The sequence below is a fragment of the Bacillus sp. PSXD-155 genome (assembly GCF_049310765.1).
Lineage (GTDB): Bacteria > Bacillota > Bacilli > Bacillales > Bacillaceae_G > Bacillus_A > Bacillus_A cereus.
Genome location: NZ_JBMOWC010000004.1, coordinates 242,800 through 255,424, shown reverse-complemented (window position 1 = coordinate 255,424; position 12,625 = coordinate 242,800). Strand labels below are relative to the sequence as shown.

The following is a 12,625-nucleotide window of genomic DNA, read 5'->3' as shown; positions in this document are numbered from 1 at the left end:
TTCTCATTATGAGAAGACTCTTTTAATCTATTTACTTTGTAATAAATTGTTGTGTCCAGTAGTTGCCGCTTTCTACATAACCAACACCGATGTGAGTGAAGCCGTTATTTAAGATGTTTGCACGGTGTCCAGCGCTGTTCATCCAAGCTTGTACCACTTCTTCAGGTGTACGTTGGCCTTGAGCGATGTTTTCACCTGCAGATGTATAAGAAATACCAAATTTCTTCATCATGTCAAACGGAGACCCGTATGTAGGGCTGTTATGATCAAAGTAGTTGTTTTTTTGCATGTCTTCAGACTTAATACGTGCTACTTTGCTTAATTCAGTATCGATTTTTAGTGCTGGTAAACCTTGTTTTGCACGCTCAGCGTTTGTTAATTCAACAACACGTTGTTCGAACTCGCTTAAAGATTTTGCTTCTTCAGCAGGCTTTTGCTCAGCTGGTTTTTGTTCAGCAGGTTTTTGCGTATTGTTGTTTTCAGCAGGCTTTTGAGCTTCTGGTTTTTGAACTTCTTCAGCAGGCTTTTGCTCGGCAGGTTTTTGCTCAGCAGGCTTTTGAGTTTCTGGCTTAGCTGTTGGTTGCTCAGTTACAACATTTTCAGTAGGTTGTTGACCAGGAATGAAGCAGTTTGGTTGGAAGTTTCCTTGTTGCCATTGTGCTAATGATTCAACTCCCATAGATTGTAAGAATGCTTGTAGTTCTTGTTGGCTCATTTGCTTCATCATCACTTTTGAATGCTGAATATTTTGAACCTTTATGTTAGATGGTTGTACTGTTGCAGCTTGTGCATCTAGAGAAGATACTCCTAAAGTAAGAGCTGTTGCAGCAGCTACAGATAATAAAACACGCTTTTTCATGATGTGTGTCCCCCTATATAAAGTTTTAATTTGTTTTCACACGATTTGTTTTTGACAGCCTGTCTGACTGACAAATTCATCGTAGCATACAATTTGCGAGAAAAAAGATGGAAAAAAATTCATAGACTTTAAAATTACCTAATTTATCCTAAGAGAAGAAGGGAGCAAAAATAAGAGAAATATAGAGTATAAAAGGAATTTATAGTGTTTTTATACTTGGTTTTAAGAGGGGGTTTTTGGATAAAGTTACCTAAATAGAAAATGAAGAATCCTATTGTATCAATGGTTTGAGCGATTTTTTGAGGAATATAATGGATTGATTTTTACAAAACTGTAATGTTTCTGTTGTTCTTTTTTATAATAAAGTAACATATTTTTAATGTTGTAGCAGACAAAAAAGCGGCTATCTCTTTACATAGACGAAGGAGATAGCCGTTTTCCTATTATTACGTATGTTACGAGTTATTACGAGTTAGTTTCAATTGCTTCTAATAATAAATCCACAATGTGAATTCCTCTCATTTTATGAGAAAGCCCTTCTCGCTCAATGCCCAATTTCATTTGTAATAAACAACCTGGATTTGCAGTAACAATGGTTGCTGCGTCTGTTTCATGCACACGGTCCATTTTGTAATCTAGAAATTCCATTGATAACTCTGAATGAACAATATTGTAAATACCAGCAGAGCCACAGCAGCGGTCCGCATCTTTCATTTCTCGATATGTTGCACCTTGGATAGCCTCTAGTAACATACGAGGTTCAGAAGATGTGCGCATAACATTGCGTAAATGACAAGAGTCTTGATACGTAATAACCTGCGGCGTGAGTCGTAAGTCAGTTCGCTTATGGAAGTCTAGTTCTACTAGTATAGCAGTAATATCTTTAATCTTAGAAACAAACTGCTTAGCACGTTCAGCCCAATCCGGATCATCCTTTAAAAGATAATCATAGTCTACGAGGTAAGCTCCGCAACCTCCTGCATTCGTAATAATATAGTCGATGTTTAAATCTTCGAATGCTTTTATATTTCGCTTTGCTAATTCTTTTGCTCCACTCTTTTCACCAGCATGTCCATGCAATGCACCGCAACAACTTTGTGTTTTCGGAATAACAATATCACAACCAGCTAATTGAAGAAGTTTCATCGTTGCGTTATTTGTTTCTAAAAACATCGTATCCATTAAACAGCCTGCGAAGAATGCAACTTGTTTTTTCTTTGTACTTTCTGCAGGTAAAAATGAAGGACGATCTTTCATTGCTTTCATTTTAGGGACTTTTGGTAAAACGAGATCCATCGTTGCAAGTGTTTCAGGGAATAACTTTATAATACCTGTTTTATGTGTTAGCGTTTGTAAACCAGAACGTTGATAAAATCCGATTAGTCCGGTTAATGTTCGCATTCGATTTTGATGGGGGAATAATCCTTCAAAAACGACTTTTCGAACAGCTTTCACTGGCATTGAGAATTTTTTATTTTGATTAATAATATCTCGAGCCTCTTCTAATAAATGTCCATAATTTACACCAGATGGACAAACGGGCTCACAAGCACGGCAACCAAGACAAACGTTTAATGTATTTTCAACATCTTCATCTGGTTCGATTAAACCATCAACGACTGCTTTCATTAATGCGATACGTCCGCGTGGTGAATGTGACTCTTTATATCCGGATTGAATGTAGGTAGGACAAGTAGGTAAACAAAAACCGCATCGCATACAGTTTAGTAATTCATCTTCATTTAATCGTTCTTTAAATTCTTTTTGAATATTTTCTTTATTTAATGTGGTCATCGCTCAACCACCACTCTTTTTCGAGTGTCTTTCGCGAACATTTTTCCAGGATTCATAATGTTATTTGGATCGAAAGCTTGCTTTATTCCTTGCATAGCTGCAATACCTTCTTTACCTAATTTCATTTCTAAATATGGAGCTTTCATTGCACCAACACCATGTTCACCAGTAATTGTGCCACCAAGTTCAATTGCTTTCGCAAATATTTCAGCAAAAGCTTGTTCAGCTCGGTGCATTTCTTCTGCATTACGAGCATCTGTCATACAAGTTGGATGTAAGTTACCATCACCAGCGTGTCCAAACGTACAAATAGGAATATTATATTTTTTTGCAATGGCATTAATAGCTTCAACCATTGGAGCGATTTGTGAACGTGGTACAGTCGCATCTTCTAATATTGTAGTAGGTTTTAATCGTGCGAGCGCTGATAGAGCACTACGGCGAGCAGTACGAAGCGCATCTGCTTCTGTTTCATCTTTTGCAATGCGAACATCAACTGCATTCATAGAGCGGCAAACGTTAGCCATGTTTTCAATATCTCGATTGACTACTTCGGGCGGGCCGTCTTGTTCGATTAATAAAATTGCTTTTACGTCAGTTGGTAAACCGATTTGTGCAAACTCTTCTACAACTTCAATTGTCGGTTGGTCTAAAAACTCAAGGGTTGCTGGAATAATTTTATTTGCAATAATAGAAGAAACAGCACGTGCAGCTTCATTAATATCTTCATATAATGCAAGCATTGTTTTCTTTGTTTCAGGCATAGGAACAAGTTTTAATATAGCTTCTGTTACCACGCCAAGTGTTCCTTCAGAACCGATAAATAAACGAGTTAAATCGTAACCAGCTACATCTTTTGCTAATTTACCACCAGTGCGAATAATATCGCCATTTGGTAAGACAAGTTCAAGCCCCATTACATAATCACGTGTTACGCCGTATTTCAAACCGCGTAATCCACCTGAGTTTTCATTAATATTACCGCCGATTGTAGAAATTTTCATCGAGCTTGGATCTGGTGGATAAAATAAACCTTTTTCTTCTACCGCTTTAATAATATCAAGTGTAATGACACCAGCTTGTACAGTAATTGTTAAGTTTTCTTCATCAATTTCTAAAATATTGTTCATATGGCGGAAAATAAGGACGATACCGCCTTCAAGTGGACATGTTCCTGCGCAAAGATTTGTTCCAGACCCGCGCACATACACAGGAATTTTGTGAGTGTTACATACTTTTAACACTTCAGCTACTTCATTTGTATTACGAGGAGCAATGACTGCATCAGGCATTGCTTGGAAGTTTGGAGTGGCATCATAACTATAAGTTAAACGCCCCATATTGGATGTATCTACATTATCTTCGCCAACAATAGATACGAATGAATGAATAATTTGTTTTTCTAACATTGGAAATCCCCCTCAAACTGTTAACGTGTTTAGTTATAATAAACAACGTGGTAACAGTGCTTTCATTATAATGATAAAAAAGTCGAGGGATTCTTTCTATGTGTAATCATCTGAAGATTAATCTGTTTTATCGTTCTTTTTTGTATGATCATCTAATAGGAGGAGTGCGAAGTATAAAACGTTTAAGTCTTTGAATTGTTTTGGATCAAGTCCTGTATGTTCTTCAATCTTTTTTAGCCTGTAATGTAATGTGTTAATGTGTATATGTAATTGTTTAGCCGTCTGTTTATAAGATTGGTTATAATCGATAAATAAGCGCAAAGTATGCATAAGCTCAGGAAATGATAATAAGTTTTCGATGGTACGCTCTAGAAATTGTTCACGCGTTTCGGCAGAAATATCTTGTAAACACATTTCTAAACGTAAATCTTCATTAAATACAATTTTTTTCGTTTCCAATGATACAGAAAGAGCGCGTAATGCTTGTTCGTAACATATGTTCATATTGTTTGAGGTAACTGTTTGTCCAATCCCGATATATAAAGGAATAGAAAATAAAGTTTCGCAGTCTTGTTTTAACCGTTTTAAAAATTGATAAGTTTGCTCTTTGGAGCTCGTTGCTGTAAATAAAATAAAACGATCATTTCCCCAACGAACAAATAGATGCTCTTTTGTTAAAATATTACGTATGTGTTGCCATATTTTACGCTGGAGCATCGTGTCATTTTTGCCAATAGAAAACAAAATAAGTTGTTTTTTCTTATATAAATCAATGCCAAGTGTTTTGGCGCGATCAAGAAAACTCGGGGACCACTCTGTATTTTGAAGCCAATCAAAGACAAAAGCTTCATAAGAACGGTGCTCAAGTTCTAGTTGCTCTAAAAAGTAGTTTTCATGAATTAATAATTCGGTCATCTTACGCAATATTTCGCCGTAGCGTGAAATATTTTCAGGTTCTCCTGTAATTCCAATGACACCAATTACTTCATCATGAAATAATAAAGGAAGATTCATCCCAGCCTTTACACCTTGCAATCGCCTTTCATCTTCTTTTGTAATGATGACGGTTTTCTTTTGTTTGGCGCAGCGGAGTGCACCTTCATGAAATTGACCAATTCTTTCTGTATCTGTACTTGCGATAATAACGCCTTCTATATTAATGATAATAATATTTTCTGTAATTAGTCTGCGTACTTCTCGTACAATTTTATTCGCTAAATCAGGAAATAGCATAATTGACACACCTCAAATTCTATTTGTTGTACATTATATATGTAAATTGAGTAAGAAAGGAAAATTTCACACTTTCCACACATTTATTTGTTATTTTACAATTATAACGAAATCATCCGAAGATGGAGGGAATCTTTTGAGAAAGTATGTTTTTCTTCTCTGTTTTTTATTTCTATTAGTAGGGTGTCAAGGAAGTTCGTATACACCAATTGCTAAAGATAAAAATGTTATTATAACAACGAATATAAAAGAAGGCAGTATTAGTTTTATTGATAAAAAAGATAAAAAGTTAATCACGACATGGGAACTAAATGAGCCAATGGCCGGAATCACACTGCTTCCAAATGGTGAGGAAATACTTGTATACGGTAAGCAATTAGAATATATGTATGTATATTCACTAACGGAAGGAAGGCAAGTGGGAAAATATAAAACTGGAAAGGGCATTGTAAATGTGGTCGTATCAGAAGATAAAAAACAATTATTTGCTGCCGATCAAAATGTTCAAAAGGTAAGGTTCTTTACGATAAATGGGAAAGAGACAGGAAATGTTTCAACAGGCAAAGGACCTATAACGATGGTAGAGTATCATAATCGGTTATCTGTATTAAACTTTTATGATACGAAACTAACGACAATTGATACGAAGAAAAAAGAAGTTGTTCAATCCTTTATGATTCCACCAGCATCAACAGGAGCAACGATTAGTCCTGATGGGAAAGAAATATGGATTGGCGGACATGGTGATGGAAATCAAGTAAATGAGAAAGTGTTAGTATATTCTTTGCAGGATGGAGAAATGGTACGTTCTTTACATGCTCCATTTATGCCTGTGAATATAACGAAGGATAGTAAGTACGTATATGCATTAAGTCATGGGTCGAATACACTTAGAAAGTTTGATATTAGCACATATAAAGAAATAGCTTCTGTAGAAGTAGGATCAAATCCATTTGCATTTTTGGAGAGCGGAGCAGAAGGATATGTAGCCAGTTATGATAGTGATGAAGTGTGCGTTATGGATATGAAGAATTTGAAAATAAAACAAACAATTAAAGTCGGAAAAGGACCGTTTCAACTCATAGAGAGGGAAGGGAAGGACAATGAATAAATATAGAGTACTAGTTGTAGATGATGAAAGTGATATGAGGCAGCTTGTTGGAATGTATTTGGATAACTTTGGATATGAGTGGGGAGAAGCTGAGAATGGAAAAGAGGCTCTTAAAAAACTAGAAACGGATCATTATGATTTCGTTGTATTAGATATTATGATGCCAGAAATGGATGGACTTTCAGTTTGTAAAGAAATTAGAAAAACGTCAGATGTACCGATTATATTTTTAACCGCAAAAGGTGAAGAGTGGAATAGGGTGAACGGTTTACGTATGGGAGCAGATGACTATATTGTAAAACCGTTTAGTCCTGGTGAATTAGTTGCCCGTATGGAAGCTGTGTTAAGAAGATATACAAAACAAGAACAGCAAGAAGAGATTCAATTTGGACCAATTCTTATCAATGAAAAAAGTAGAAGAATCGAGGCGGATGGTGAGTCGATTTCTCTTACTGTAAAAGAGTTTGATTTACTATATTTTCTTTGCCAGCATACAGGACAAGTATTTAGCCGGGAGCAATTACTTGAAAAGGTATGGGGATATGATTATGCCGGAAGTACAAGAACAGTAGATACGCACGTGAAAACGATGCGCTTGAAGCTTGGAGAAAGTGGAAACTACATTCAAACTGTTTGGGGTGTAGGCTATAAATTCGAGGTGTAACGTATGTTTACAATGGTACAAAAACTTTGGCTTACAGTAGTATGTGCAGTATGTGTAACAGTGTCCTTTCTTTATTTCGTATCTTTATACTCGTATGAAAAACTATACGTTGATAATTTAAAAGGTTCATTAGTAATGGAAGGAAAAAATCTTGCTGCCCAATATGATAAGCACGAAGGAATATCAACTTTTGAAGAGAAAGTAAGATCGTTTGATCAAATATCTAGTTCAGACGTTATTTTCGTGTCTAATCCGCGTGATTTAAGTGCATGTTTGCCTTTTGATGTGCATCATCATTCCCTTATAAGTGAAGGAGATAGGCAAACGCTATTAGATGGGAAAACTGTGACAAAAATAGGATATGAAGAACATTTTGACCGTAATATTATGGGGGTTGTCATCCCTGTATTGGAAAATAAAAAATTAGTCGGAATTGTCTATTCGTATATTCCTTTAAAAAGTATAAAAGATTTAATCTATGATATGGGTCTTATTTTAGCACCGTTAGCAATTGCTATGATTTTAATTACTATATGGGTTGGAAGAAAAATTATAATTGCAATTACGAAGCCACTTTCGCAAATGGAACGGGTTGCAAATCATTTGGCTACGGGAGATTTCTCGGAGCGGATTACAGTTTCTTCAGAGGATGAGATTGGACGACTAGGAAAAGCATTTAATAAAATGGCCAATTCATTAGAAACAGAAGATGTAAAGCGTAAGGAATTTTTAGCAAATGTTTCGCATGAACTTAGAACACCACTTAGTTATATAAAAGGGTATAGCGAGGCTATTTTAGATGGCGTTGCCAAGGGACCGCAGCAGGAAAAAGTAACGCAGCTAATTCATAAAGAAGCAGGTCGTATGCAGCGTCTCGTTCATGACTTGTTAGACTTAGCACAATTAGAAGGTGAGCACTTTCCGTTAAAGAAGCAACCTATCGTTTTTTCACAGCTGATTGAAGACGTATTAGATACGTATGAGATTAAGTTTATAGAAAAGGAACTTCATATTTCAACCAATTTAAATCCAGAGATCATTGTCATGATTGATGAGGATCGTATGCAACAAGTGCTTCATAATGTGTTAGATAATGCGATACGGTATACAAATCAAAACGGAAATATCGTTATAACTTTAGAGCAAATCGATGATTACTGTGAATTGAAAATAAAAGATACAGGAATTGGCATTGATATAGAGCATTTGGAGAATCTTGGGGAACGCTTTTACCGAGTTGATAAAGCGAGAAGTCGTCAACACGGTGGAACAGGTTTAGGCCTTGCTATTGTGAAACAAATTGTTCATATACATGGTGGACATTGGAAAATTGAAAGTGAAAAAGATAAGGGAACAACGGTTATTATTAAACTGAATGTACAGGATGAGGGGGGCATGTTCTAATTTTTAGGACATGTTCTTTATATTGAAGAAAATATTTATCCCGCTATTTGCCGGACAGTAAGACCCTCACCTCAAAATTCAACGGAAGCAAAGAAGTTAGGTGGAGGCCCTGCTGTCCGTAAAAGCCCGATTGGTGAGGGCTAATAATCAGTGGGGGATGAACAAAACCCCTACTGATTAAAGTTTCACTTTATACGTAAAAATATAAATTAATATGTAATAAATATCGAAAATTTGACTATTTTATGAACAAAACATTTGTACTTCTTATCAATTCGGTCTAAAATAGTTATGATGCAAAGTTCTTATAAATCGTTTCAATTGTTGTTTGGAAGATACTGAGGTGATTTAACTGGAGTACAAATCTATTAAACCGAAAAAAATTTACGAAGAAGTATCTGAAGCTATTTTAACAATGATTAAAAATGGTACGTTAAAACCTGGTGACAAACTACTCCCTGTGCATCAATTAGCTGAGCAGTTTCAAGTTGGTAGATCTGCTGTTCGTGAAGCGCTAAGTGCGCTAAGAGCGATGGGCTTAATTGAGATGAAACAAGGAGAAGGTACATATGTGAAGAACTTCGATTCTTCTTCATTAACGAAATCATTAAACAATAGATTATTAATGAAGAAAGAAGATATTTTGAATTTATTAGAAGTACGAAAGGTGCTTGAAGTGGGGGCAGTTCGAGTAGCGGCGGCAAAACGTACGGAAGATAATTTACAAAATATGAAACATTGGTTAGATGAAATGGCAAAGAGCATTGGAGATGAAAAGGCTGGCGAAAAAGCCGATTTTCAATTCCATATGGGAATTGCAGAGTCTTCGCATAATAACATTTTGCTTGAACTCATGAATCATGTTTCAGAGATGATTGCTGAAACGATTGGTGAATCAAGACGCATTATTTTATATGGTGAACAAACGACATCAGAACGACTTATAGAAGAGCATCAAGTTATATATGATGCGGTGTTAAAACAAGATGTAGAATTAGCGCAGCAAGCAATGCTAGATCATTTAACAAATGTAGAACATATTGTCACAGGTAAAAACGATATAAATTCGTAATTTAATCTTTTAAAAATTTAATTTTCTGATAAAATAGAGAAAGATTAAGTAAGCGTTTTCTTTAGAAGAGGGAGAGGATAGGCCATGGTTGAGCCTATTTCTTCTCTACTCAGTCATCTGATGACCATATGTTTGTTGGCGAAGTTGTAAAAAGGGGGAGTAATAGTTATGAAAGTTACTTTATTTGTTACTTGTTTAGTCGATATGTTCGAAACAAATGTCGGCAAAGCAACAGTTGAAGTGTTGGAGCGTTTAGGTTGTGAAATTGAATTTCCAGAAGCACAAGTTTGTTGTGGCCAGCCTGCTTATAATAGTGGCCATGTAGAAGCAGCAAAAGAAGCGATGAAACATATGATTGAAACTTTCGAAGATGCAGAATATATCGTTACGCCATCTGGTTCGTGTGCGACAATGTTTCATGAGTATCCGCATGTTTTCAAAGATGATCCAAAGTGGGCTAAACGTGCACAAAAAGTTGCTGATAAAACCTATGAATTTACACAGTTTATTGTAGATGTTTTAAAAGTTACAGATGTTGGTGCAAGTTTACCAGGGATAGCTACTATTCATAAATCATGTCATATGACACGTATGCTCGGAATAAAAGAAGCACCAGGAATTTTATTATCAAATGTAAAAGGATTAACTGTGAGAGATTTACCAAACGTGCAAAATTGTTGCGGGTTTGGGGGAACGTTTTCAGTTAAGATGACTCCAATTTCTGAGCAAATGGTAGACGAAAAAGTAGATAGTGTAATGGAAACAGGTGCAGATTATTTAATCGGTGCAGATTGTGGGTGTTTGTTAAACATTGGCGGACGTATTGAGCGTTTAGGAAAAGAAGTAAAAGTAATGCATATTGCTGAGGTACTGAATAGTCGCTCATGAAGGGGGAACATAAGCTATGTCTATGAAAATCAGTGAGAAAAAATTTAATGATCGCGTTGGTGATGGAATTCAAGATTCGTTTATGCGCGGAGCAGTTTCTTCTGCACAAACGCGTTTATATACGAATCGCTTAAAAGCCGCAGATGAATTAGGAAACTGGGAAGAGTGGCGAGAACTAGGTGAACAAATTCGTCAACATACGTTAGAAAATCTTGATTATTATTTAATGCAGTTAAGTGAAAATGTATCAAAAAGAGGCGGACACGTGTACTTTGCGAAGACGAAAGAGGAAGCAGCAAAGTATATTCAAGACGTTGCCAAAAAGAAACAAGCGAAAAAAGTAGTAAAATCAAAGTCGATGGTAACAGAAGAAATCAGTATGAATCATGCGCTTGAAGAGATTGGCTGTGAAGTGTTAGAGAGTGACTTAGGAGAGTATATCTTGCAAGTAGATAACGATCCACCTTCACATATTATTGCACCTGCACTTCATAAAAATAGAACGCAAATTCGCGATGTATTTAAAGAAAAGCTAGGCTATGAAAATTCTGATGACCCGTATGAAATGACAAAGTTTGTTCGTAAACAACTTCGTGAGAAATTTATGGATGCAGAAATTGGTGTAACTGGTTGTAATTTTGCTGTTGCAAATACTGGCTCTCTTTGTTTAGTAACGAATGAAGGTAATGCAGATCTTGTTATGTCAATTCCGAAAACACAAATTGCGGTAATGGGTATGGAACGTATGGTTCCGACAATGGAAGAATTAGATGTTTTAGTTGGTTTACTATGTCGTAGTGCAGTAGGTCAAAAATTAACAAGTTATGTAACAGTAGCAGGACCAATTCAAGAAGAGGAAGTTGATGGACCTGAAGAATTCCATTTAGTTGTTGTTGATAATGGTCGCTCTCAAATTCTGGGATCTGAATTCCGTTCAGTATTACAATGTATTCGTTGCGCTGCTTGTGTTAATGTATGTCCTGTATATCGTCACGTTGGTGGACATTCATATGGATCGATTTACTCAGGACCAATCGGTGCGGTATTAACACCGCTTCTAGGTGGATATGATGATTACAAAGAGCTTCCTTATGCATCTAGTTTATGCGGAGCATGTACAGAAGCTTGTCCAGTAAAAATTCCATTGCATGATTTATTATTAAAACATCGTCAAGTTATTGTTGAGCAAGAAGGTCGTGCACCACTTGCAGAAAAACTAGCGATGAAAATGTTTAGTATGGGTGCTTCTTCAGCTGCTTTATATAAAATGGGATCAAAAATGGCACCAGCGGCAATGAGTCCATTTACATCTGGTAATCGTGTATCAAAAGGTGTTGGACCACTTAAAAACTGGACGGATATTCGGGAATTCCCAGCTCCAAGTAAAGAGCGATTCCGTGATTGGTATAAAGATCATAAGAAAGGCGGGGATAAATAATGACAGGATTAATTCAAAACCGTGATGCCTTTCTAGATAACATTGCAAAAGAACTTGGGCGCGCGCGTAAAACAGAAGGTGTAGAGCGACCAGTATGGAAAAGTAATGTGAATATAGAAACGTTAAAAGATTGTTCACAAGAAGAATTACTAGAAGTGTTTAAAAAGCAATGTACAAACATTCATACAACTGTAGTAGAAACGACAAATGACCGATTAGGTGAAGACCTTCAAAAAGTAATCATGGAAAACGGCGGTGGACCTATTTTATTATCAGCAGATGAGCGTTTTGATGCATATGGTTTAACATCTTTATTTAAAGAAGAACTTCCAAAGCGAGACGTTGAAGTAAACGTATGGGATCCAGAGAGAAAAGACGAAAATATGCGTTTAGCTGAAAAAGCGAATATTGGTATTGCATTTAGTGATTATACATTAGCTGAATCTGGTACAATTGTTGTACAAAGTCATAAAGGGCAAGGACGTTCTTTACACTTTTTACCGACTGTATATTTTGCTATTATTCCACGTGAAACACTTGTGCCTCGTATTACACAAGCAGTTCAGGATATGAACTTACGCGTAGAAAATGGGGAGACAGCTGCATCTTGTATTAACTTTATTACAGGGCCAAGTAACTCGGCTGACATTGAGATGAATCTTGTTGTCGGAGTACATGGACCATTAAAAGCAGTATATTTTATCGTATAAAAGAGGGGAAAGCAGGCCAGAAAATGGCCTGCTTTTTAGTAGA

11 protein-coding genes are annotated in these 12,625 nt (G+C 36.2%); 7 read left to right on the top strand and 4 right to left on the bottom strand.

What is annotated here, in order from left to right; all coding sequences use genetic code 11:
• Nucleotides 1-31: 31 nt before the first annotated feature.
• From ACO6VI_RS06035 to ACO6VI_RS06020, 4 genes are all read right to left on the bottom strand, one after another.
• Complete coding sequence (locus ACO6VI_RS06035; protein ID WP_016513122.1) at nucleotides 32-859, bottom strand: CAP domain-containing protein; 828 nt, start codon at nucleotides 857-859, stop codon at nucleotides 32-34.
• A gap of 465 nt (nucleotides 860-1,324) precedes the next feature.
• Nucleotides 1,325-2,653 carry a (Fe-S)-binding protein gene (locus ACO6VI_RS06030; RefSeq protein ID WP_063546907.1) on the bottom strand — a complete coding sequence of 443 codons (1,329 nt, stop codon included), beginning with the start codon at nucleotides 2,651-2,653 and terminating at the stop codon, nucleotides 1,325-1,327.
• Complete coding sequence (glcD, locus tag ACO6VI_RS06025; protein ID WP_000890756.1) at nucleotides 2,650-4,062, bottom strand: glycolate oxidase subunit GlcD; 1,413 nt, start codon at nucleotides 4,060-4,062, stop codon at nucleotides 2,650-2,652. Before glcD ends, ACO6VI_RS06030 begins: the two co-directional genes overlap by 4 nt.
• 117 nt (nucleotides 4,063-4,179) lie before the next feature.
• Nucleotides 4,180-5,295 (bottom strand): CdaR family transcriptional regulator, encoded by a 1,116-nt coding sequence (locus ACO6VI_RS06020; RefSeq protein WP_000898640.1) that lies wholly within the window; start codon nucleotides 5,293-5,295, stop codon nucleotides 4,180-4,182.
• A gap of 136 nt (nucleotides 5,296-5,431) precedes the next feature.
• On the opposite strand from ACO6VI_RS06020, the gene ACO6VI_RS06015 reads away from it, so the two are divergent.
• The 7 genes from ACO6VI_RS06015 to ACO6VI_RS05985 all read left to right on the top strand — a co-directional run bounded on the left by ACO6VI_RS06015 (nucleotide 5,432) and on the right by ACO6VI_RS05985 (nucleotide 12,582).
• Complete coding sequence (locus ACO6VI_RS06015) at nucleotides 5,432-6,406, top strand: YncE family protein (protein ID WP_001234156.1); 975 nt, start codon at nucleotides 5,432-5,434, stop codon at nucleotides 6,404-6,406.
• Nucleotides 6,399-7,070: a response regulator transcription factor gene (locus ACO6VI_RS06010; protein ID WP_001046397.1), complete on the top strand. Its 672-nt coding sequence runs from the start codon at nucleotides 6,399-6,401 to the stop codon at nucleotides 7,068-7,070. Before ACO6VI_RS06015 ends, ACO6VI_RS06010 begins: the two co-directional genes overlap by 8 nt.
• A gap of 3 nt (nucleotides 7,071-7,073) precedes the next feature.
• A complete protein-coding gene (locus tag ACO6VI_RS06005; protein ID WP_000494810.1) occupies nucleotides 7,074-8,474 on the top strand; it encodes a sensor histidine kinase in 1,401 nt (466 codons plus the stop codon).
• Nucleotides 8,475-8,856: 382 nt separating this feature from the next.
• The gene (locus ACO6VI_RS06000; protein ID WP_254904515.1) at nucleotides 8,857-9,546 is read left to right on the top strand and encodes a FadR/GntR family transcriptional regulator; all 690 of its coding nucleotides are present in this window, start codon (nucleotides 8,857-8,859) and stop codon (nucleotides 9,544-9,546) included.
• A 168-nt stretch (nucleotides 9,547-9,714) separates the two neighbouring features.
• Nucleotides 9,715-10,434, top strand: a complete 720-nt coding sequence (locus ACO6VI_RS05995; RefSeq protein ID WP_000869147.1) for a (Fe-S)-binding protein — start codon at nucleotides 9,715-9,717, stop codon at nucleotides 10,432-10,434.
• A gap of 16 nt (nucleotides 10,435-10,450) precedes the next feature.
• Nucleotides 10,451-11,872 carry a LutB/LldF family L-lactate oxidation iron-sulfur protein gene (locus ACO6VI_RS05990; protein ID WP_000061930.1) on the top strand — a complete coding sequence of 474 codons (1,422 nt, stop codon included), beginning with the start codon at nucleotides 10,451-10,453 and terminating at the stop codon, nucleotides 11,870-11,872.
• The gene (locus ACO6VI_RS05985; RefSeq protein ID WP_000147182.1) at nucleotides 11,872-12,582 is read left to right on the top strand and encodes a LutC/YkgG family protein; all 711 of its coding nucleotides are present in this window, start codon (nucleotides 11,872-11,874) and stop codon (nucleotides 12,580-12,582) included. Before ACO6VI_RS05990 ends, ACO6VI_RS05985 begins: the two co-directional genes overlap by 1 nt.
• The last annotated feature ends 43 nt before the right edge of the window (nucleotides 12,583-12,625 follow it).